The 23,034-nt window shown below is 67.2% G+C and carries 15 protein-coding genes and 1 pseudogene; 7 read left to right on the top strand and 9 right to left on the bottom strand.

Annotated features, from left to right (window positions below):
* Nucleotides 1–81: 81 nt before the first annotated feature.
* Both ASD67_RS13825 and ASD67_RS13820 read right to left on the bottom strand, forming a co-directional pair.
* Nucleotides 82–1,089: a histone deacetylase family protein gene (locus ASD67_RS13825; protein ID WP_056348125.1), complete on the bottom strand. Its 1,008-nt coding sequence runs from the start codon at nucleotides 1,087–1,089 to the stop codon at nucleotides 82–84.
* 91 nt (nucleotides 1,090–1,180) lie between these two features.
* Nucleotides 1,181–1,720 carry a hypothetical protein gene (locus ASD67_RS13820; protein WP_156377713.1) on the bottom strand — a complete coding sequence of 180 codons (540 nt, stop codon included), beginning with the start codon at nucleotides 1,718–1,720 and terminating at the stop codon, nucleotides 1,181–1,183.
* Nucleotides 1,721–1,800: 80 nt separating this feature from the next.
* On the opposite strand from ASD67_RS13820, the gene ASD67_RS13815 reads away from it, so the two are divergent.
* Nucleotides 1,801–2,640: a glycoside hydrolase family 16 protein gene (locus ASD67_RS13815; RefSeq protein WP_056348121.1), complete on the top strand. Its 840-nt coding sequence runs from the start codon at nucleotides 1,801–1,803 to the stop codon at nucleotides 2,638–2,640.
* A 92-nt stretch (nucleotides 2,641–2,732) separates the two neighbouring features.
* Here ASD67_RS13815 and nagE read toward each other — a convergent pair whose 3' ends face one another.
* From nagE to ASD67_RS13790, 5 genes are all read right to left on the bottom strand, one after another.
* Complete coding sequence (nagE, locus tag ASD67_RS13810) at nucleotides 2,733–4,415, bottom strand: N-acetylglucosamine-specific PTS transporter subunit IIBC (RefSeq protein ID WP_056348120.1); 1,683 nt, start codon at nucleotides 4,413–4,415, stop codon at nucleotides 2,733–2,735.
* A complete protein-coding gene (gene ptsP / locus ASD67_RS13805; RefSeq protein ID WP_056348118.1) occupies nucleotides 4,415–6,901 on the bottom strand; it encodes a phosphoenolpyruvate--protein phosphotransferase in 2,487 nt (828 codons plus the stop codon). The genes nagE and ptsP overlap by 1 nt, the downstream gene beginning before the upstream one ends.
* 16 nt (nucleotides 6,902–6,917) lie before the next feature.
* Nucleotides 6,918–8,084: an N-acetylglucosamine-6-phosphate deacetylase gene (gene nagA / locus ASD67_RS13800; RefSeq protein WP_056348116.1), complete on the bottom strand. Its 1,167-nt coding sequence runs from the start codon at nucleotides 8,082–8,084 to the stop codon at nucleotides 6,918–6,920.
* A complete protein-coding gene (locus ASD67_RS13795) occupies nucleotides 8,081–9,118 on the bottom strand; it encodes an SIS domain-containing protein (RefSeq protein ID WP_056348114.1) in 1,038 nt (345 codons plus the stop codon). Before ASD67_RS13795 ends, nagA begins: the two co-directional genes overlap by 4 nt.
* A gap of 101 nt (nucleotides 9,119–9,219) precedes the next feature.
* Nucleotides 9,220–10,296, bottom strand: a complete 1,077-nt coding sequence (locus ASD67_RS13790) for an acyltransferase family protein (protein ID WP_056348112.1) — start codon at nucleotides 10,294–10,296, stop codon at nucleotides 9,220–9,222.
* 229 nt (nucleotides 10,297–10,525) lie between these two features.
* On the opposite strand from ASD67_RS13790, the gene ASD67_RS13785 reads away from it, so the two are divergent.
* The 4 genes from ASD67_RS13785 to ASD67_RS13770 all read left to right on the top strand — a co-directional run bounded on the left by ASD67_RS13785 (nucleotide 10,526) and on the right by ASD67_RS13770 (nucleotide 18,208).
* Nucleotides 10,526–13,687 carry a TonB-dependent receptor gene (locus ASD67_RS13785; RefSeq protein WP_162248583.1) on the top strand — a complete coding sequence of 1,054 codons (3,162 nt, stop codon included), beginning with the start codon at nucleotides 10,526–10,528 and terminating at the stop codon, nucleotides 13,685–13,687.
* Between the two features lie 65 nt (nucleotides 13,688–13,752).
* Entirely contained in the window at nucleotides 13,753–15,261 is a 1,509-nt protein-coding gene (locus ASD67_RS13780) for a tryptophan halogenase family protein (protein WP_056348108.1), read from the top strand.
* Nucleotides 15,258–16,715, top strand: coding sequence for a tryptophan 7-halogenase (locus ASD67_RS13775; protein WP_056348106.1), 1,458 nt, complete (start codon nucleotides 15,258–15,260; stop codon nucleotides 16,713–16,715). The genes ASD67_RS13780 and ASD67_RS13775 overlap by 4 nt, the downstream gene beginning before the upstream one ends.
* A complete protein-coding gene (locus ASD67_RS13770) occupies nucleotides 16,712–18,208 on the top strand; it encodes a tryptophan halogenase family protein (protein WP_056348104.1) in 1,497 nt (498 codons plus the stop codon). The genes ASD67_RS13775 and ASD67_RS13770 overlap by 4 nt, the downstream gene beginning before the upstream one ends.
* Here the strand turns inward: ASD67_RS13770 and ASD67_RS13765 are convergent.
* Both ASD67_RS13765 and ASD67_RS13760 read right to left on the bottom strand, forming a co-directional pair.
* Nucleotides 18,194–18,934 carry a GntR family transcriptional regulator gene (locus tag ASD67_RS13765; RefSeq protein WP_056348551.1) on the bottom strand — a complete coding sequence of 247 codons (741 nt, stop codon included), beginning with the start codon at nucleotides 18,932–18,934 and terminating at the stop codon, nucleotides 18,194–18,196. The genes ASD67_RS13770 and ASD67_RS13765 overlap by 15 nt on opposite strands.
* 94 nt (nucleotides 18,935–19,028) lie before the next feature.
* A complete protein-coding gene (locus tag ASD67_RS13760) occupies nucleotides 19,029–20,075 on the bottom strand; it encodes a glycosyl hydrolase family 18 protein (protein WP_056348102.1) in 1,047 nt (348 codons plus the stop codon).
* Between the two features lie 100 nt (nucleotides 20,076–20,175).
* Here ASD67_RS13760 and ASD67_RS13755 point away from each other — a divergent pair, with 100 nt between their 5' ends.
* Together ASD67_RS13755 and ASD67_RS23870 are read left to right on the top strand one after the other, a co-directional pair.
* Nucleotides 20,176–22,740, top strand: coding sequence for a family 20 glycosylhydrolase (locus ASD67_RS13755; protein WP_056348100.1), 2,565 nt, complete (start codon nucleotides 20,176–20,178; stop codon nucleotides 22,738–22,740).
* A gap of 139 nt (nucleotides 22,741–22,879) precedes the next feature.
* A pseudogene (locus ASD67_RS23870) lies at nucleotides 22,880–23,034 on the top strand (hypothetical protein); the annotation flags it as partial.

Raw genomic sequence — 23,034 nt, 5'->3', positions numbered from 1 at the left:
ATATTGGCACATGTTATGCCAATATATTCGCAGCCGCAATCGATCCTTCAAATCCTCCCTGTTCCAAAGATATGAGAGGACCTAATCGAACCCCGCCAGGAACGCGGCGACATTCACGCCGAGGTCGCCGACCGCATAGCCGCCCTCCATCACCACCAAAGTCGGCAGGCCAAGGTCCGCGATCGCCCGCGCCATCTCGCCATAATCGGTGCGTTCGAGCCGGAAGCTCGAGATCGGATCGCCGCTGAAGGTATCGGCGCCGAACGAGACGATCAGGCAGCGCGCGCCCCGGTCGGCAATCGCGCCCAGCGCGGTATCGAGCGCCGGACGGTACGCCGCGCCATCGGTCCCGCGCGGCAGCGGCAGGTTCAGCGTCGCGCCTTCGCCCGCCCCCTCGCCGCGCTCGTCGGCATGGCCCCAGAAAAAGGGATAGTCGGTGACCGGATCGGCGTGGATCGAGGCGAAGAAGATGTCGCCGTCGGCATAGAAGATGTCCTGCGTGCCATTGCCATGATGATAGTCGACATCGAGGATCGCGACCGGGCCGAGCCCCAGCGCCTGCGCCCGCCGTGCCGCGATCGCGGCGTTGTTGAGGTAGCAATAGCCGCCCATATAGTCGCGCCCGGCATGGTGCCCCGGCGGGCGGCACAGCGCGAAGCTATGGGCATCACCCGCCGCCAGCGCGTCGAGCGCGGTCAGCGCGCATTGCGCCGACCAATAGGCCGATTGCCACGTCCCCGCCGCGATCGGGGTCGAAGCGTCGAAGCTGTACGCGCCGATCTCGGCGTCGATGCGGTCGAAGCGCAGCGGGCGCCGCCGCACCACCGGAAAGCTGTAACCGATCGCATCGCCGGTGCGCCCCGCCGCGAGCCAGCCGTCATAGGCGCGCTCGAGGAAGGCGAGATAATCCGCGTCGTGCACCGCGGCGAGCGGCGCCATCCCGAAATCGCGCACCGGCTGCCAGTCCGCCAGCGCCGCGACGATCGACCGCGACCGCGCGACATTTTCTGCATAGGGCACGAACTCGCCATTGTGCAGTTCGCGCGTCGGCGCGTGCTCCGTCTGCCGGTCGTCGAAGAAAAGTTTCACCTCTGGCCCGTCCTTCCGCGCCGCCGTTCTGACGGTCCGCCCGAACCTAGGCCGGCGGCCCGACAAGTCAAAGGCGGCGGCACCCGCCGGGCTAGTCGGCCTTCATCACGAACGCCGGCCCCAGGTCGATCGTCCGTGCGCCGTCGCCCAGCGTCAGCGCGACATTGGCCTTGCCCGCTTCATGGTCGGCGGCGGCGATGCCGTTGATATGCACCAGCGCCCAGTCCTTCGTCACCGGCACGCGGCCCGCGACGATCGGCGCATAAGGCGCGTAATTCTGCTGGATCGCGGCGCCGATGTCGCCCGCTTCGCCGTCGGCGACCCGCACCCACAGCGCGAGGATCAACTTGTCGCCCCGCGCGATCGGCTTGTCGATCGGCACCGACGCGCCGATATCCCACGCATTGGCCGGCTTCGCCGCGATCGTCACCCGCATCGCCGTGCCGCCCTGCACCGCGCCATCCTTGCGCGCCTTGTGCGTCTGGCCGGGGCCGAAGACGGTCCAGCCGGCGGTCGGCTCGTTGAGCAAGGGCGGCGGCGCGGCTTCGTTCTGGGCCTGAAGCGGAACAGTCAGTGCCAGAGCGGCGGCAGTCAGCGCGATACGCATCGAAATCACGACAAGTCTCCCCATTTTGCACGAGTCGATTGCATGATCTTATAGAGACAAGTAAGATATCAATCTAATACCAATTGACGAAAAAGGGGATCGGCATGCGGATCGCGGCGATACTGGCTCTGGGAGTCGCGGGCGCTGCGCTCGCTCCCGCGACATATGCGCAGGATGGCGCGGCTACCAAGGGCAGCTACGAACTCGTCTGGGCCGACGAATTCGACACCGACGGCCCGCCCGATCCCGCCAAATGGGTGTGGGACACCCACGCCAACAAGATCGGCTGGTACAACAAGGAACTGCAATATTATGCCGCCGACCGGCCCGAGAACGCCCGCGTCGAAGGCGGCCGGCTGATCATCACCGCGCGCAAGGAAGCGCTGTCCGACCGCGCCGACCATGGCGGGCAGGGCTATAGCTCGGCGCGGCTGATCACCAGGGGAAAGGCCGACTTCACCTATGGGCTGGTCGAGGTTCGTGCCAAGCTGCCGTGCGGGCAGGGCAGCTGGCCGGCGATCTGGATGCTCGGCGCGACCGCGCCCTGGCCCGACGGCGGCGAGATCGACATCATGGAGCATGTCGGCACCACCCCCGGCGATGTCTTTGGCACGATCCACAACCGCTCGACCGCGGGGACGTCGGGTAACGGCAACAAGATCCGCGTCGACGACGCCTGCACCGCCTTTCACGATTATCAACTGCTGTGGACTCCGCGCGAACTGCGCATCGCGGTCGATGGCAAGCCCTATCACCGCTATGCCAACGCCGGCACGGGCGACGACCAATGGCCGTTCGACAAGCCGCATTATCTGCTGCTCAACCTCGCGATCGGCGGCGCCATGGGCGGCGCGGTCGACGATGCGATCTTCCCGGCGCATTTCGAGATCGAATATGTCCGTGTCTATCGTCAGGCGGTGCGCGGGGCCGCGCCCGCCGAATGACAAGCTGTTGAGAAAGCGTGGCGGCGCGGTCCTATAGTCCAGTCAGGCCGCGCCGCCACTTCCATGCCCTCCGGGAAGAGGAGGGCGGAACCCTAATCGTGCAGGATATGCAGCACGTCGCCGCCGGGCCGCGCGACGCCGCGCGTGACGCGCGCCAGTCCCGGCTCGTCGACCCGCGCCGGATCGGCGAGTTCGACCCGCGCCCGCCCGTGCAGCGCCTGCACGCTGCGTACATTCGCCGCGCCGCCCAGCGCATCGAGGATCGCGGCGGGCAGCACCGCGTCCGCCGGCCGGCCGGCCGGTGTCGCGGTGACCATCGCTGCCGCCGTGCCGCCCGCCGCCAGCGCCCCGCGAATCTCTTCCGCGACCAGATCGGCGACCGGGCCGAGCACGACCTGCGCCGCATGGTCCGAAGGCCGGATGATCCCGCGCGCGCCAAGCGCCGACAGCGCCGCCTCGTCGACCGCGTGGCTGTCGGCGACGATCAGCCGCAGCCGGGTGGTGCAGGCGTCGACGCTCGTCAGATTGCCCGCTCCCCCGAGCGCGGCGACAAAGGCCCGCCCGCGTGCGCTGCCCGCCGAGGCGGTCGCCGCCTCGGCGATTTCACCTGTCTCGCGCCCCGGGGTCGCCAGGTTGAACCGCCGGATGAAAAAGCGGAACAGCCCGTAATAGACTCCCGCATAAACCGCCCCGATCGGCAGCAGCCACAGGGGGTTTTTCGCGAGGCCGAAATTCAGCACATAGTCGAACAATCCCGCCGAAAAGCCAAAGCCAAGCTTCACGTCGAGCGCGTTCATCAGCGCCATCGACGCCCCGGTCAGCAGCGCGTGGATCGCATAGAGCAGGGGCGCGACGAACATGAAGGTGAACTCGATCGGTTCGGTCACCCCGGTCAGGAAGCTGGTGAAGGCGAGCGAAAAGAGCATGCCGCCGACCGCCTTGCGCCGTTCGGGCCGTGCCTCGTGATACATGGCGAGGCACGCGGCGGGCAGGCCGAACATCATCACCGGGAAGAACCCCGACATGAAGGCACCGGCATCGGGATCGCCCGCGAAGAAACGCCCGAGGTCGCCCGTCGCACCATTGAAATCGCCGACGACGAACCAGGCGGCGTTGTTGATGATATGGTGCAGCCCGGTGACGATCAGCAGGCGGTTGAGCGCGCCATAGAGGAACAGTCCGACGCTGCCGCTTTCGACCACGGTGCGGCTGGCGCTGTCGATCGCGCCGCTGATATGCGCATAACCATAACCGATCACCGCCGCGAGCAGCAGTCCGGCGACGCTGCTTGCGATCGGCACGAAGCGGCGACCGCCGAAAAAGGCGAGATATTCGGGCAGCGCGATCGTCGCGAAACGGTTGTAGAAATTGCCGGCGATCAGCCCCGACAAGATGCCGATCGGGACCTCCAGCTTGTCGATCTGGCTCAACGCCCAGTCCTTCGCCGCCAGCGCTGCCGCCGCGTCGGGCAATCCGACGCCGATATCGGGCGGCGCAACCATAAAGGTCTGCGCCCCGGTAACGGTCACGAGGTAACAGGTGACCCCCGCGAGCGCCGCGGCACCATTGCCGTCGCGCGCGAAGCCGACCGCGACGCCGATCGCGAACAAGATTCCCAGATTGGCGAAAATCGCCGACCCCGCCGCCGAGATGAAGGCGATGTCGAGCAGGTCGTCCTGGCCGATGCGCAGCAGCAGGCCGGCCACCGGCAGCACCGCGATCGGCAGCATCAGCGCACGGCCGAGCGGCTGGAGCGTTTCGAGAATCTTCCGCATTACCGTGTCTCCTCGAACGCGCGGGCCAGCGCGCGCACGTCCGCCGCCGATTTGCATTGCAACGCCAGGTCGGCATGCGCGCGCGCCTCGACCAGCGTCAGCCGGCGCACCACCTGCTTGGCCTCGGCGACGAAGCCCGGCACCGCTGAGACTTCGGTGACGCCCAGCCCGATCAGGATCGGCAGCGCCGCGGGATCCGACGCCAGCCCGCCGCACACCCCGACCCAGCGGCCATGCGTCGCGGCAAGGCGGCACGTCTCGCCGATCATCCGCAGCACCGCGGGATGGAGCGCGTCGAGCCCGGCGGCGACCGCCGGATTGCCGCGGTCCATCGCCAGCACATATTGGGTCAGGTCGTTGGTGCCGATCGACAGGAAATCGGCCTCGGCGGCGAGCAGGTCGGCGGTCATCGCGGCGGCGGGGGTCTCGACCATCACCCCGACCTCGACCGGAACGACGATGCCCATATCGCCGCGCAGCGTGTCGACCAGCGCCCGCACAGCGCGCAGTTCGTCGAGGCTCGCGACCATCGGGATCATGATCCTGCACTGGCCGACGGGCTCGACGCGCAGAATCGCGCGGAGCTGGGTTTCGAGCAGGCCCGGATGCGCGAGCGCGACGCGAATGCCGCGTTGGCCGAGCGCCGGATTTTCCTCGGGCCCGATCGGAATATAGGCGGCGGGCTTGTCGCCGCCGATGTCGAGCAGACGGATGATCACGGGCTTGCCGGCGAGTGCATCGGCGATCGCCTGATAGGCCGCGTGCTGCTCATCCTCCGACGGCGCAGCGTCGCGGCCCAGGAACAGGAACTCGCTGCGCACCAGACCCGACCCCTCGGCCCCCTGTGCGGCGGCCAACACCGCATCGTCGACGGTGCCGATATTGGCGAAGACCTCGATCCGGGTGCCGTCGGCGCTGTGGCACGCCTCGGCGGCGGCGGCGCGCGCGGCTTCGCGGCGTGCGGTGCGCTGGGTCAGGCGCTGCGTGAAAGCCTCGGTATCGGCGGCCGATGGAACACTGTTAACATGGCCCGCTTCGGCGTCGAGCAACAGCAAATGGCCGTCCTCGACCACATCGAGCGCGTCGCCCATCGCGACCAGCGACGGCAGCCCCATGCCCGCGCACAATATCGCGACATGCGACGTCGGCCCGCCGCGCGACAGCGCGATGCCGACCAGCCCCGTCGCCGACAGTGCGATCAACTGCGACGGCAACAGGTCGTCGGCGACCAGGATCGCGCCCGGCGCGATCGTCTCGGCCTCGGTCGGGGTGCCGGTCAATGCCGACAGCAATTGGCGTTCGATATCGACCAGATCGTCGATCCGTTCGATCAGATGCGCATTGCCGGTCGCGCGCAGCGCGTCGATCTGGTCATGGACCGCGCCGCGCCAAGCGAAGCCCGCGCTCGCCCCGTCGGCGATGCGGCGCTCGGCGGCGCCCAGCAATTCGGGATCGTCGATCAGCGCGAGGTGCGCCTGCATCACCGCCGCAACGCTGCCGCCCGCGGCCTCGGCGCGCGCGGCGATCCGCCCGCGCACATCGGTCCTTGCCGCGATCAACGCGGCGCGTTCTTCCACGGCGCCGGTGCCTTCGCGTGCGACCGCGATCTCGGCGCGGTGCAGCCGCACAGCCGGACCCATGGCGAGGCCGGGCGAGGCGATCACGCCGCCGATATGCCCCTCGGCCAGTGACGTTGCCGGTGCTGCGACCGGGGCAGGGGCGGGGCGCGCGCCTTCGCCCATGTCGGTCGCGAGCAATGCGACCACCGCCGCCAGTGCCGCCTCGGCATCGTCGCCGCGCGCCTGCACGACGATCTCGCTGCCGAAGCTGGTGCCGAGCGCGAGCAGCGCGACGGTGCTGCGCGCATCGCCGCGCGTCTCGCCATGGAGCAGGTGGACGTCCGCCTCATAGCCGCGCACCGTCTCGCCGATCCGCGCGGCGGGGCGGGCGTGGATGCCGTGCGGCAGCGACAGCTTCACCGCCTGCTCGATCAGCGTCCCGTCGTCCGACCGCTTGCGCGCATCGGTCTGCACGGGGACCAACGTCATCAGCGCCTCGCACGCGCCGACCGCCGCATCGACGGTGCGCTTCGTGATCGTGAAGGCCTCGGCATTGGTGACGAGGACCGGGGTGATCAGGCTCGTCGCGGCGAGCGCGACCGCGTCCATGTCGAACCGGATCAGCGGGTCGCCGCGCGACACCATCTGCCCCACCGACACCAGCGGGGTGAATCCTTCGCCTTTCAGCATCACCGTATCGAGCCCGATATGGATCAGCAGTTCGGCGCCCTCGGCGCTGCGCAGCGCGACCGCATGGCCCGAGGCATGGAGCGTCGTCACTTCGCCGTCGCACGGTGCGACGACGGTGTCGCCGAGCGGCTGGATCGCCACCCCGTCACCCATCATGCGCTGTGCGAAAACGGGATCGGGGACGCCGTCGAGGGCCGAGACCCAACCCCTGAGCGGCGAGGTGACGATCAGGCTCATCGGCGGTTCCTCAACTTTACTGGGCGGCCTGGACAAAGGCCGATGCGGTATCGGTGACGGAAGCGCCGCCGATCCATGTCTCGCGCGGCGCGAGCGCCTTGTCGAGCCACACGAAATCGGCACGGCGCCCCGGCGCGATCGCGCCATGGCTCGCCGACAGCGACAGGAAGGCGGCGGGCGTCGCGCTCGCCATCGTCGCGGCCTCGGGCACCGATAAGCCGGTGACCTCGACCGTCTTGCGCAGCGCCGACGCCATGTCGAGGTGGGTGCCCGCGAGCGTGCCGTCCTCGAAGATGCAGACGCCGTCCTTCACCGCGATGCGCTTGCCCTGTAGGGTGAATTCGCTGTCGTCGGTGCCGACGCTCGGCATCGCGTCGGTGACCAGCATCAGCCGGTCGATGCCCTTCGCCTTCACCGCCAGCCGCACGACCGCGGGGTGGAGGTGGACGTCGTCGACGATCAGCCCGCAATAACAGTCCGAATCGAACGCCGCGCCGACGGCGCCGGGGTCGCGGTGGTGCAGCGGCGACATCGCATTGAACAAATGGGTGAAGCCGCTCAGTCCGGCGGCGATCGCGCGCTGCGCCTCGTCATAGGTGGCGTCGCTGTGCCCCGCGCTGACGATTACGTCATGCGCGACCAGCGTGCGGATATCCTCGTCGTCGCACAGTTCGGGGGCGAGCGTCAGCATCACCTTGCCGCGGCGCGGCGCGGTCAGCAGCGCCAGCGTCTCGGCATCGAGCTTGCGGATGCGATGCGCCTCGTGGATGCCGCGCTTCACCTCGTTGATGAACGGCCCTTCGATATGGATGCCGATAACGCCGGGGACGCCCGCGTCGATCGCATGGTCGACCGCGGTCAGCGCGGCGGCGATCTGCTCGGCGGTGTCGCTGATCAGTGTGGGCAGGAAGGCGGTGGTGCCGAAACGGACATGCGCCGCCCCGATCGCGGCGATCGATTCGACGTCGACATGGTCGTTGAACAATATGCCGCCGCCGCCGTTGACCTGCGTATCGACGAAGCCGGGCAGCAGCCAGCCGCCCTCTAGGTCGATCACGGCATCGGCGCGCGCGCTGCCGGTCGCCGAGACGGCGGTGATGACGCCGTCGGCGACGGCGATGTCCGCCGCGCCGACGGCGCCACCGGGCTGTGCGACCCAGCCATTCTGAAAGCGAAGGATCATAGGGTCTCGGTAACCTTGTTGAGGTGCGGGGGCGAGTCGGGGTTGCGGCCGCGCGCGACCGCGAGCGCGCTCGCCATGCGGTAAAAGCTCTGGATCAGCAGGATCGGTTCGATCGCAGGGTGCGCGGGCAGCGCGGGCAGGTCGCCGCCCGCCGGATCGGCGAGCAGCACCGTCGCGCCGCGGCCGCGAAACTCCGCCGCCGCCTCGCGCACGCTCTCCGCCGCGCGGTCGCTGCCGCCGAACGCCAGCACATGGAACGTGTCGCCGACGATCGCCATCGGCCCGTGCCGCACTTCGGCGGCGCTGAAACTCTCGGCATGGAGCGACGAGGTCTCCTTGAACTTGAGCGCGGCTTCCTGCGCGACGCCATAACCATAGCCGCGGCCGAGCACGAACAGGTTCGTCGCATCGGCAAAAGCCGCGACCGCCGGCGACCAATCGAGCGCGAAGGCGCGTTCCAACTGGCCGGGCAGGGTATCGAGTGCGTCTTCCAGCGCGTCATCCTGCGCCCAGGCGGCAACGAGTGCGGCGATCGCGGCGAGCGACGCGATATAGGATTTGGTCGCTGCGACCGATTTTTCGGGGCTGGCCTTGAGCGCGATCACGACGTCGGCGAGCGCGCACAGCGGCGCGTCCTCGGCGTTGAGCAGCGCGACGACATAGGCGCCGGCGCGCTTCTGCTGTTCGACCGAAGCGAGCAGGTCGGGGCTCTGGCCCGACTGCGAGATCGCAAGGCACAGCCTTTTGCCCGCCAGCGTCGGCCCGTCATAGAGCGACGCGACCGACAGCGCTGCCGACGCGGTCGGGGTGCCGGTCATCGTTTCGATCAGATATTTGGCGTAGGTCGCGGCATGGTCCGACGATCCGCGCGCGCAGGTGACGACCGCGGCGGGTGGATCGGCGCGCAGCCGTTCGCCGATCGCGGCAAAGGCCCGCGCATTGGCGGCGAGCATCGCAGCAACCGCGGCGGCGGCCTCGCCCGCCTCGCTCTCCATCAGCGTCCGCCCCGTTTTCAGCGCCTCTTGCAGCGTCATGCTTTCTACCGTCTCCGACTCGCGCCGGGGTCCTCGTTCGCCCCGATATTATTGGTACTATATAGGTTATAGATATCGCATCAACTTGTATCTTTCGCCGATCAGATTTTTACGAACCACCGCTTGCGTCGCAGCCATTCCATCGCCCCCCAGATGAGCAGCATATAAAGCAGCACCGGGATCAGCGACGCGACCGGATCGCCCAGCATCGCCCGCGTCGCGCGGAACGGCGCGAGCGACAGGTCCCATGTCACGACCCCCGCGGTCACCTGATGCAGCGTATAGGCGGCGATCGCATTGGCCCCGAACGCCAGCATCGCGGTCGCGGCGATCCCCGGCGCGCGGCCCTCGCGATCGAGGGTATGGTGGAGCAGTGCGAGCGCGAGGATCGTGATGCCGCTGGTCACCAGCACGAACGGGCTCGACCAGATGTCCTTGACGATCGGAAAGGCGAAGCTCCACACCCCGCCCGCCGCCAGCATCGCCGCGCCGGTCAGCGCCAGCTGCCGCGTCGCCGGTCCGGCGCGGCGGATCAGCATTTCGCCCACCGCGACCCCGATCAGCCCCTGCGCGATCGCCGGCAGCGTCCCCAATATTCCCTCGGGATCATAGCCTTCGGGGCCTTGCACATAAAGATGCGTGCCCAGGAACAGCCGGTCGACCGAGGCGATGAAATTATGCCCGCGCACCCAGATATCGGTCGCCGGTCCATCGAGCGACGGCAGCAGCGCGAGCGGCCAATAGAGCGTCAGAATCGCGACGATCAGCCCCAGCCGCGCCCGCGGGCCGACGCCCAGGAACAGCAAGGCGCACGCCGCATAGACCAGTCCGATTCGCTGCAGCACCCCGAACAACCGCCACTCGCCCGACGCGAAACTCATGAACCAGTACAGGTTGCTGAGCAGGAAGCCGAGCAGCAGCAACCGTCCCGCGCGCGACAATATGCGCCCCGTCTGCGGTGCACCGCCCGCGCGCAGCGAAAAGGGAATCGCGATCCCCACCATCGTCAGGAATCCCGGAAACACCAGGTCGGCGAGGGTCAGTCCGTCCCAACTGACGTGCAGCAGGATCGGCGCGACATCGGCCTCGGCGCCATATTTCATCGCCGCCGCCGAATTGACGAGGATCATCCCCGACACGGTCAGGCCGCGCAACACGTCGAGCGAAATCAGGCGCATGGCTGTGCCTCCCCTTGGTCGCCGCGCCCCCGCGGGCGGCTTCTCGACACTGCCACAAATTTGCCATGGACAGCGCGTCAGATTTGTAGTCTATTGGTAATAGTCCAATGACGCAATTGGTCTTATCGAGATTGTTGGGAAGGCAATCTGGACCGGACCACCGGACGATGATGGGGGAAATAATATGGTTCATGGGCCTGCAAAAGCTTTGGGGCGCCGCAATGCGCTGATGCGCGGTGTCTGCGCCGCCGCACTGGTGGGCGCCATCACGCTGCCCGCCGCGGCGCAGGACGCACCGGCCAGCGAGGAAAATGCCGACGACATCGTCGTCACCGGCATCCGCGCCAACCTCGAATCGGCACAGAACCGCAAGCGCAACGCCGACACGGTGGTTGATTCGATCACCGCCGAGGATATCGGCTCCTTCCCCGACAAATCGGTTGCCGAAGCCTTGCAGCGCGTCCCCGGCATCACCGTCATCCGGTTCGCCGGCACCGACGACACCTCGCACTTCTCCGCCGAACCCTCGGGCGTGATCGTGCGCGGCCTCAACCAGGTCCGGTCCGAATTCAACGGCCGCGACACCTTCAGCGCCAACTCGTCGCGCGGCCTGTCCTGGCAGGACATCTCGCCCGAACTGCTCGGCGGCATCGATACCTACAAGAACCAGACCGCCGACATGATCGAGGGTGGCATCGCGGGCACCGTCAACCTGCGCACGCGCGTGCCCTTCGACCAGGACGGCCGCCTGATCTCGATCTCGATCAAGAACACCTATGGCGACATCGCCCGCAAATCGACGCCCGAATTCTCGGGCATCATTTCGGACCGCTGGCAGACCGGCATCGGCGAGATCGGTTTGATGATCAACGGCGCCTATTCGCACGCGAAGACCGCGAGCCAGGGCATCCAGTTCGAACGCATGGGTATTTTCGACGGCGTGTTCGGCCCGGGCAAGCAATATATCCCCAGCGGCATCTTCATGCGCGAGAATGAATATGACCGCAAACGCTATGGCGCCGCGGCGGCGTTCCAGTGGCGCTCGAACGACGAGACGATGGAACTCACCGGGCAGTATAACCGCTCGCAATATAACAACAGCTGGCGTGAATATGCGGTCTTCTCGTCGACCTTCTACGGCGACCTCTATGGCCAGCCGAGCGACTATGAGTTCGGCGACGCGTCGCTGATCAGCCCGCTTCAGGGCACCGCGCCCTTCGCCTTCGACGCCGACGGCAATTTCCAGAGCGGCTGGTGGTCGTACCAGCGTCCCTATGTGGGCGAGGGCGACGAGAATCGCGGACTCGGCCTGAACGAGGATGGCGAGGCCTTCTTCAACCGCTGCTATTCGTGGGAAGGCTGCACCAACGACCGCCGCGCGCCGCAGGTGGACACCGCCGCCAACGCGCTGAAGAACAAGCAGATTACCCAGGATTTCGGCCTGAACTTCCGCTGGGACGTCTCCGATCGGGTGCGGCTGACGCTCGACGGGCAATATGTCGACGCCAGCGTCAGCAATTATAACGCGTCGGTCACCTCGCGCAGCTACGCCAACACCTATGTCGATCTGACGGGCAAATATCCGACCCTCACCTTCACGCCGACCACCGCCGACAATATCAACCTGTCGGCCGGCGGCCTGACCAATCCGAACAATTATTTCTTCTATTCGGTTACCGATCACACCGAGGACAGCGACGGCAAGGAAATCGCGCTGAAGGCGGATCTGGAATATGAGGTCGATTCGGGCTGGCTCAGCGCGATCAAGGTCGGCGCCCGCTATGCCGACCGCGATCAGACGGTGCGGTGGGGCGCTTATAACTGGGCGAATATCTCGAACACCTGGACCTACACCCAGGCGCCCTATTTCAACACCGACAGCCCCACCTATCCTGCGGGTTCGACGGCGATCCACAGCTTCGGCAAGGACTTCTTCGCCGGCAACCAGCTGAACCAGCATTCGTTCGTCTTCTTCAACATGGACCGGCTGGTGAACCGCGAGGAACTCGCGGCGACGCTCGGCCGGCCGACGATCGGCGTCGGCGAATATTTCCCGGTCTGCTCGAACCAGGGCTATCGCGCCGGCGAAACGATCACCGGCGACTATGGCTGCTATCTGCCCAGCGAAGTGCTGAAGGTGGGTGAGCGCACGATGTCGGCCTATGCGATGGCCAAGTTCGGCGGCGACAGCCTGAGCATCGGCAATGTCGGCATTTCGGGCAACCTCGGCGTGCGCCTCATCTGGACGCGCAACGACACGGCGGGTGCGACGACCTTCGCCAACCCGTTCACCCCGACCCAATTGTCCTGCGAGCGTGCCGTTGTCGACGGCCGTCCCACCGCGACCTCGGGCTGCGCCGTGACCGCGAGCGAGATCGCGTTCAACAATGGCGCGACCGTGGCTGACGCCACAAAGGCCAATCATTTCCATGCCTTGCCCAGCTTCAACGTCAAGTTCGACCTGACCGACAAGCTGGTGTCGCGCTTCGCCTATTCGCGCGCGATGTCGCGTCCCGATTTCGGGCTGTTGCGCAACTTCCTGACGATCAACCGCCTGTCGCCCAACCTCAACGATTTCTCCGACCCCAATGTGACGCGCAACGCGGCGGGTGAGGCGATCGCCTATGACTGGCAATATACCGGCAAGTCGGGGAACCCGAACCTCAAGCCGATGACCGCAGACCAGTTCGACCTGACGCTGGAATATTATTTCGGCCGGTCGAGCTCGTTCACCGCCACGGGTTTCTACAAGAAATTCTACAATTATATCCAGGCGGGCCAGTTCAGCCTGCAAATCACCAACGGCGGCGTGACCGAGACGGTCCGTCTCGATCGCCCGGTCAACGGCGATGGTGCGAAGATCTACGGCGCCGAATTCGCCTTCCAGACCTTCTTCGACTTCCTGCCAGCACCGCTCGACGGCTTCGGGGTCCAGGCGAACTACACCTATGTGAAGAACAACGGCATCGAAACGGTCAACCTGACCAACGAGACCGCCGGCGGCACCGCAGGCGGCGGCATCACCTATGAGGACAGCACGGTCAAACCGAACGCGCTCGAGGGGATTTCGAAGCACAGCTACAATCTCGTCGGCATGTATGAAAAGGGTCCGATTTCGGCGCGCGTCGCCTATAACTGGCGCTCCAAATATCTGGTGACCGCGATCGACTGCTGCGTCGGCTTGCCGATCTGGCAGCAGGCGACGGGCTATCTCGATGCCTCCGTGCGCCTCCGTGCGACAAAGAACATCGAATTCATCCTCGAAGGGACGAACCTGCTCGGCACCGATACCGTATTGTTCCAGCAGGTCGATTCGACCGGGCTGCTCAAGCCGAACGCCTGGTTCAAGAACGACCGGCGCTACCAGGTCGGTGCGCGCCTGACCTTCTAAAAGCGGGGGGCCGGCGCCGGACCGAAAGGGCTGGCGCCGGTATCCGGCGCGGTTAGTGTGAGGCGATGGACGAGGGGCCTTTCAATCTGGTGATCGTCGGCGGCGGGACCGCCGGCTGGATGTGCGCCGCAGCCTGCGCCGCCAAGCTCGATCGCTCGCGTTTCCGCGTCCGCCTGATCGAATCCGAGGAAATCGGCACGGTCGGCGTCGGCGAGGCCACGCTGCCGCAAATGAAGGATTTCAACGACTTCCTCGGGCTCGACGAGGTCGAGTTCATGCAGGCGACGCAGGCAAGCTTCAAACTCGGCATCGAATTCGTCAACTGGGGGCGGCAGGGCGACCGCTATGTCCATCCCTTCGGTACCTTTGGCCGCCCGATCGGCGAGGCCGATTTTTTCAGCTATTGGGTGCGCGGTCGCAACGCCGGCGTCGCGGCGCCGCTCTCGGGCTATTGTTTCCCGATCGTCGCCGCGCTGCAGAACCGCTTCATGCTGCCGAACGGCGATCCGAACGATGTCCGCAACGCTTTCGCCTATGCCTATCACCTCGATGCCTTCCTCTACGCCCGCTATCTGCGCGGCTGGGCCGAGGCGCGCGGGATCGAGCGTGTCGAGGGCCGGATCGTCGATGTCGCGCGCGATGCTAACAGTGGTAACATCGCGGCGGTGGCGCTCGCCTCGGGGACCAGCGTCGCCGGCGACATGTTCGTCGACTGCTCGGGCTTCCGCTCGTTGTTGCTCGGCGGAACGCTCGGCGTCGACCTCGACGACTGGTCGAAATGGCTGCCGTGCGACAGCGCCGCGGCGGTGCCGTCGGTGCGCTCGACCGACTTCACCCCCTATACGCGCTCGACCCGGCGCAAGGCGGGCTGGCAATGGCGCATCCCGCTCCAGCACCGCACCGGCAACGGCTATGTCTATGCCAGAAAAGACATTTCCGACGACGAAGCGGCGGCGACCCTGCTTGCCAACCTCGACGGAGAGGCGCTCGCCGAACCGCGGGTGCTGCGGTTCAAGGCCGGCAAGCGCGACCAGGCATGGGCGCATAATGTCGTCGGCATGGGGCTCGCGGGCGGCTTTCTCGAACCGCTCGAATCGACGAGCATCTATCTCGTGCAGATGGCGATCATGCACATGTTGACATTGTTACCATCGCGCGATGGCATCGACCCGGCGCTGCCCGCCGAGTTCAACCGCGTGATGGATGTCGAATATGACCGCATCCGCGATTTCCTGATCCTCCACTATATCGCCAACGACGCCGACGCGCCTTTGTGGGAACAGGTGACGACGATGAATGTCCCCGACACGCTCGCCGGCAAGATCGACCGCTTCCGCCAGCGCGCTTTTGTCCAAGCGTATCGCGACGGGCTGTTCGGCCCGCCGAGCTGGCAGGCGGTGTTCGTGGGGCAGGGGATCGTGCCCCACGCCGCCGACCGGCTCGCCGACACGCTCCCCGACGATCTTCTCGCCGATCGGCTCGGCAATCTGGCCGCGACGATCGCGCTTGGCGCGAAGTCGGCGCCGTCCCACGCCGACTTCGTTGCCTCCTACTGCCCGGCGCCCGCGCCTTGAGCGGCGCGGTGCAGCGGGTTGCCGTCTATGGCGGCGGCGTCGCGGCGGCGATGGCGGCGCTCGCGATCGCCCGCGCTTTTGCGCGGCTCGGGACCGAAGTGACCTGGGTCGACACCGGGGAGGCGCCGCCGCCGCACGCCGCGCTGGTGGCGCCGCCCGACCTGGCAACCTTCCACCGCCTGCTCGGCATCGACGAAGCGGCGCTGGCCAGACAGGCCGCCGCGACCTTCAACATGGGACAGCAATATGCTGGCTGGTCGGGCGGCGAGACTGCCTTCCTCCATGCCTATGGCGATGCCGGGACACCCTATGCCTCGCTGCCCTTCGTCCAGCACTGGGCCCGCGCGCGCGCCGCCGGCTTGCGTGTCGGGCTCGAGGATTTCTGCCTCGCCGCCGCCGCCGCCAAGGAGGGGCGCACCGGCGAGCGCGGCGAGGCGACCGGGCAGGCGGTCAAGCGCGGCTGGCACCTCGACGCCGCTGGTTATGCGCGTTTGCTGCGCGGCGCGTGCGAAGAGGCGGGGGTGCGAATCGTGCCGGGACAAGATGCCGTGCCCGAACGCGACGGTACGAAGCTTGCCGCGCTGACCCTCGCTGACGGGCAGCGCGTCGCGGCCGACCTGTTCGTCGACGCCGATGGCGCACTGATCTCCATGCTCGATCCCGGCGGGGCCGAGCAGGAAGCGCTGCTCTGCGACCGCGTCCTGCGCGCATCGGGTGCGCCCTTCGATCCACTGCCGCTGTACAGCCGCACCGCCGCCCATCCGGCGGGCTGGACCACGCTGATCCCGCTCGCCGACCGCACCGCGGTCGAGTTTTTCTACGATGGCGCGCGTTTGTCCGACGCCGATGCCCGCGCGGCGCTGGCCGCGATGATCGGCCGTCCCGTCGAGGGCGCGTCCGAACCCGTCGGCGCGGCGACGCGGGCGCGGCTGTGGGTCGACAATGTCGTCGCCATCGGCCGCGCCGCGGGCGACGCGCCGCCGCTCGACGGCGCCGACCTGCTCCTTCTCCAACTCGCGATCGCACAGCTCGTCCTGCTCTGGCCGCTCGATCGCGCCGCGATGCCCGAGGCCGATATCTATAACGAGGAAATCGGCGGCGGCCGGGCACGGGTGCACGACTTCACCGCGCAGCATTTCCGCCTCAATGCCCGCAGCGAACCCTTTTGGGCCGCCGCGCGCGCCGCGCCGGTCTCAAGCGAACTCGCGTCGAAAATCGACCTCTTCGCCGCGCGCGGCATGTTCGCGCATTACAACCACGAGGCGCATGTCGAGGATGGCTGGGTGCTCGTCATGGCGGGCCATGGCGTCGTCCCGCGCGGCTTCGATCCGCAGGCGCTGCAGGTCGACGATCCGGCGCTGATGGCTGAATTCCAGCGCCAGCTGCGCGCCGTCGCCACCGACGTTCGCGCGATGGACACCCACGCCGACGCGCTGCGGCGGCTCTGGGCATGAGCGCGCGCACCCGCCCCGTCCGCCGCATCGTCATCGTCGGCGGCGGCAGCGCCGGCTGGATGACCGCCGCAGCCCTCGGCCGCGCGCTCGCGGGGCAGGACCGGACGATCACCCTCGTCGAATCCGAAACGATCGGCACCGTCGGGGTCGGCGAGGCGACGGTGCCGCCGATCCACGAATTCAACCGCTATCTGCGCATGGACCCGGCCGACTTCCTGCGCGCGACGCACGGCACGATCAAGCTCGGCATCGCGTTCGACGGCTGGGGCGGCGCGGACAACAGCTATTTCCACCCCTTCGGCTATCTGGGCGTCGAGATGGCGGGCGTGCATTTCCACCACTATTGGCTGCGCCACCTCGCCGCGGGCGGCGATCCCGATCATGGCCCGTACAACCTTGAAACCATGGCGGCGCGCGCCGGCCGTTTCGCCCCCGCGACGCGCCACGGCCCGGTCCATCACGCGGTGCATTTCGACGCCGCCGCCTACGCCCGTTTCCTGCGTGCTTATGCCGAGGACAAGGGCGTCGCCCGCATCGAGGGCAAGGTCGCCGACGTTAGCCTCGACCCCGAGGACGGTTATATCGAAGCGCTCACCCTCGACGACGGCCGCCGCATCGTCGAGGGCGACCTGTTCATCGACTGCTCGGGTTTCCGCGGCCTGCTGATCGAGGGCGCGCTCCAGACCGGCTACACCGACTGGAACCACTGGCTCCCCTGTGACAGCGCGGTCGCGATGCCCACCGAGCGCAGCGGCGACCCGCCGCCTTTCACCCGCTCGACCGCACGCGCGGCGGGTTGGCAATGGCGCATCCCGCTCCAGCACCGCGACGGCAATGGCTATGTCTATTCGAGCGCACACCTCGGCCATGACGACGCCGAGGCCGCGCTCCGCGCCAACCTCTCCGGCGCCCCGCTCGCCGACGCCAATCGGCTGCGCTTTACCGCCGGCCATCGCAAGCACATCTGGAACCGCAACTGTGTCGCGATCGGCCTCGCCGGCGGGTTCCTCGAACCGCTCGAATCGACCTCGATCCACCTGATCCAGACGACGATCATCCGGCTGCTCGCGCTGCTGCCGCGCGACGGTTTCGACCCGCATGTCGTCGCGCGCTTCAACCGCGACGCGCTCCACGAATATGCGGTGATCCGCGACTTCGTGATCGCCCATTATGCGACCGCGAACCGCGACGACACGCCCTTCTGGCGCGACGTCGTCGCCGCCGGCGTTCCCGACAGCCTCGCCGAACGGATCGAGGCGTATCGCGCCACCGGCAATATATTGTTCGAACCCGGCGACCTGTTCGGCCCGACCAACTGGTATGCGGTGCTCACGGGGCAGGGGGTCAAACCGCGAAGCTGGCACCCGATCGCCGACGGCCTCTCGTCCGAAGACCTGTCCGCTCGCCTCGCTACCCTGCGCGGCCGCGTCGCCGAACAGCTATCCGAACTGCCGCCGCACAGCGAGTTTCTGCGCCGTCTATCCGCCGTTTAGCTCGGCGACGACGTCATAGGCGTCGCCGCGATAATAGCTCTGCGTATATTCGGCGGTGCGCCCGTCGGACAGGAACCCGCGCCGCTCGATGAACAGCCCCGGCGTCCCCGGCTCGATCCCCAGCACCTCGGCCTGCTCGGCGGTAAAGGCGATCGCACGCAGCCGCTGCAGCGCGCGCACCGGCAGATGCCCGGCGGCCTCGAGCGCCTCATAGAGCGAATTGCCCACCGCCTCGACCGACGGCAGGCAGTAAGCCGGGATCGTCGCCTGCTCGAGCGCCATCGACGTGTCGTCGGCATAGCGGATGCGGTGGAAACGATAAACGAGCGACCCCGGCGACAGCCCCAGCGACAGCGCTTCCTCGGGGGTCACCGTGCCCTCGGTCTTGCTCACCCATTTGCTGTACGGCCGTCGCCCGCGCGAGATCATGTCCTCGGAAAAGCTGGTCAGCTTCGAAAAGCTCTTCTCGACCCGCGGCCGGGTGACGAAGGTGCCGGCGCCGCGCCGCCGCGTGACGATGCCGTCGGCGACCAGCCCGTCGATCGCCTTGCGCACCGTGATGCGCGACACGTCGAATTCCTCGGCCAGGTCGCGCTCGGTCGGGATCGCCTCCTCGGCCTTGACGATCTGCCCCTCGATCGCGTCGCGCAATATCTTCTGCAATTGCAGGTAGAGCGGGGTTGGGTCCGCCTTCTGGAGCGGACCCAGACGATCGATCAGCGACACGCACGATACCTTTTCGAACAGGCGCGCGGGCAATAGGACCAGTGCGCCCGCCCCATGTGTTGCATTGGTATCGTCGCGTCAACCTCGTTGCGACCTATTCGCGCGACAATCCGCGCCCGATCGCCCGGGTCAGCGCATGATCGGGGCTGTCCTGCGACAATTCCCACACCATCACGCCGCCCGCCTTTTCCGCCGCAAGTCGCGCCTTCGCCGTGATCGTCGCCGGACCATTGTGGGTGATGTAGCGGCAACTCGCACAGCGATCGCCGATGACATCGGCTTTGGTAGCGTCCAGCCCCTTGCTTGCTGCAAGGTCGCGATAGGACCAATTGGCCGTCTCGCCGCCGAACCCGTAGCCGTAAAAGGGCACGCCGAGCACCAGCCGCTCGCGCGCCACCCCGCGCGCCAGCCACAGGTCGAGGTCGCGTTTCGCCATCTCATAGGGTGAATGCTCGTCGCCCGACTGGCCCCAACTCGGCCCGATCGCGTCATAGGACATGATATTGACCAGATCGAAATAGCCGATCGACGAAATCGGGATCATCCCGCCCTCATAGGATGCGGTGGCACAGGTCAGCAGCTTGCCGCGCGCCTTCAGCGCCGCCGACAGCTTGGCGATGAACGGCGTATAATTGCCGGCCTTGTCGATCTCGGTCAGCAGCGCCCCTTCGATGTCGATGTCGATCCCGTCGAGATTCAGCGTCTCGGCGAGCTCGACCAGCGCCGCCACCGTCGCTGCGCGCCGCTCGGGCGCCAGCAACGCCCGCCAGTCGCCCGAACAGCCGGGGATCACCCCGCCCGCGGTCGACAACAGCACCTTTCCGCCCGCCGCGTGCAACCGCGCCACCGCCGCACGCAAGGCATCGATGCGCATGGCCGCGCCATTCTCGTCGCCCATGCAGGTCATGCGCCCGTCGCGGACGAAAGCGCCTCCGGCATCGGGATTGGCGAAGGAGAGGTTGTAGTGGGTGAAGGCCGACAGGTCGGTCCGCTCGATCGACAGGTCGAGGCCCTTGAATGCCGCGAGATAGCCGACCACAACCGGACGATCGGTCGCGGAGGCGGTCGATGTCGTCGACAATACTAATGTAAAACCAATCAGGATCGCCGCGATGCGCCGAAAAGCCGATATTCCTGCCATATCACGCCTATCCCTTTTGAAATCGCCCTATTTGAAGCGCATTGACCATTCGGCAATGACATGACAAATTAGATACAACTTGTCGAGTGGGAGAGCGAATATGCGGATGATGGCCAGGGTGATGACGACCGCGGCGATGGCGGTGGCGCTGCCGATGGCGCCCGCGGCGTTCGCGAACGAAGCCCCCGCGCAGGCGGCGTTCGACCGCTTCGCCGATACGCTCGGCTACCGGCTGACGATGGTCGACAACCGTCCGGCGTGCCCGACGGGAATCGACGCTTGTTTCCTCTCGACGATCACGCTGACGCTGCCCGACACGGTCCCCGCCGACCTTCACAGCCTCTCGCTCTACTTCAGCTTCGTCAACCGCCTCCCCGTCGTCGAAAGCGACATCTTCGACCATCGCCTGATCAACGGCGACGTCCAGCAATTGACGCTCAAGCCCGGGGTCACGCTGAAACCCGGGTCGACGCATAAGATCAAATTATGGGGCGTCGGCGCCAATTTCTCGAAGGCGTTCGGCATGCCCAACGCCTATCTCGTCGCCGACGGGGTGCGGGCGCGCACGATCGCCGCGACGCGGCCCGTCATCGACCCCGAAACCGGCCTCGAAATCCTGCCTTTCGTCGCGCCGATGACCGATGAGGCGCGGCTCGCGACCAAGAGCGACGCCGACAAGACGCGCTGGCTGCTCCCCGAACGCGCCTTCGCGCTTCAGGCCGACCGTCAGGCGCCCGCCGCGACCGGCGTCGTCATCCTGCCCAAACCGGCCCGGGCGGTGCAGGGCAAGGGCAAGCCCGTCGACCTCGGCGGCGGTATCGCGCTGACGCTCGACGGCACCGATCGCAGCGCTCTCGCGCCCGCCCTGTCCGCGCTGGCGGCGGCGGGGGTGGGTGAGGGCGGCAAGCTGCCGCTCACCATCCACATCGGCGCGCCGTTGCTCGCGCCCGAAGCCTATGTCCTCGACGTCGTCGCATCGGGTGTCACGATCAGCGCCCACGATGCTGCGGGGGCCAGCCATGCCCTGCGCTCGCTCGCGCAACAGGCGGCGTTCGAACAGGGCAAGCTCAAGCCGCTCCATATCGAGGACGCGCCCGAATATGGCTTTCGCGGCCTCCACCTCGACTTGGGGCGCAATTTCCATGGTCGTGACGAGATTTTGAAGCTGGTCGAGACGATGGCGGCGTTCAAGCTCAACAAGCTTCACCTTCACCTTGCAGAGGATGAGGGGTGGCGGATCGAAATCCCGGCGCTGCCCGAACTCGCCGAAATCGGCTCGAAACGCTGCCACGACCCCGAGGAAAAGACCTGCATCCTGCCGCAGCTCGGCGCCGGTCCCGACGGGACGAGCGGGGTCAACGGCTATCTCAGCACCGCCGACTATGTCGCGATCGTGCAGGCGGCGGCAGCGCGCCAGATCGAGGTGATCCCGTCGATCGATATGCCGGGACACAGCCGCGCCGCGATCAAGGCGATGGAACTCCGCCACGCGCGGCTGGCGGCTGCGGGCAAGACCGCCGAGGCCGACGCCTATCGCCTGATCGACCCCGCCGACACCACCGCATATCGCAGCATCCAGAATTACGACGACAATACGCTGAACGTCTGCCTGCCCGCGACCTATCGCTTCGTCGACACTGTCGTCGATGCGCTGGCGGAGATGCACCGCCAGGCGGGCATGCCGCTCAAGACCTTCCACCTCGGTGCCGACGAGACCGCGGGCGCCTGGGTCAAGTCGCCCGCCTGCGCCGCGATGATCGCCGAAAATGGCGGCGATCCGGGCAAGCTGACCCCGCGCTTCATCGAACGCGTCAGCGCCAGCCTCGCCGCCAAGGGGCTGCAGTCGGGCGGTTGGAGCGACGGGATGGGCCACACCGTCACCGCGAACATGCCCGCCAAGGTTCAGACCAACATCTGGGGCGTTCTCCACACCGGCGCGATCCGCGAGGCGCACGACCAGCTAAATCGCGGCTGGAACGTCATATTGTCGATCCCCGACCTCGGTTATTTCGACATGCCCTATGCGCCGCATCCCGACGAAGGCGGTTACGACTGGGCCTCGCGCGGCGTCGACGAATATCAGGTGTTCGGCTTCATGCCGGACAATCTGCCCGCCAACGCCGCGACGATCCGCAACATCTATGCCGAGGGCAAGCCGATCGACGATGCCCCGACGCTCCAGCCCGGCCACCGCATCGCCGGGGTGCAGGCGCAATTGTGGAGCGAGACGATCCGCACCGACGGCCAGGTCGACTATATGCTCTTCCCGCGCCTGCTCGCGCTCGCCGAGCGCGGCTGGGCGCCCGCGCCCTGGACGCCGGCCTATCAAGCGGGGGCGGCCTATGAATGGGGCGACAGCCGTGTCGATCGGGCAAAGCTGAAAACGGGCTGGCAGGATTTTGCCGGCCGCGCTGCGGCGCAATTCCCGCTGCTCGACCGCATCGGCGTCGCCTATCGCGTAGCCCCGCCGGGCGCACGCATTGCCGCGGGCAAGCTCGAAGCGAACAGCGCCTATCCCGGCACTACCATCGAATATCGCGTCGAAGGCGGCGTCTGGACGCGCTATGCGGGACCGGTCGCGGTCGGCGGCGCGGTCGACCTGCGTAGCCGTTCCGCCGACGGCAAGCGTGCCAGCCGGACGGTTCGTGTCGAACCCGGGCGGTAAGCGCCGGGGAGCCCGAGCTGCCTGCATCTCGCCTATCTATGCGCCGCCACCTAATCCCNNNCGAGCGAAGTCGAGACACGCTGGGGACCCGCAAGGCTTCGGGGTGTCTCGACTTCGCTCGACACGAACGGCTTGATTGATGTCCGTGAGCACCGAAACGGAAAAGACGATCGACGAAGTTGACGGCGCTAACTTGGCGGCGATTGATGCTGCCATCGCCGCCGCCGCGCGCCCTTTCGTCATGCGCGGTCTCGCGTCCCACTGGCCCGCCGTCGCAGCCGCAGGGCAGGGCGA

It is taken from the genome of Sphingopyxis sp. Root1497 (assembly GCF_001427085.1).
GTDB lineage: Bacteria > Pseudomonadota > Alphaproteobacteria > Sphingomonadales > Sphingomonadaceae > Sphingopyxis.
This window is presented reverse-complemented; position numbering and strand designations above follow the sequence as displayed.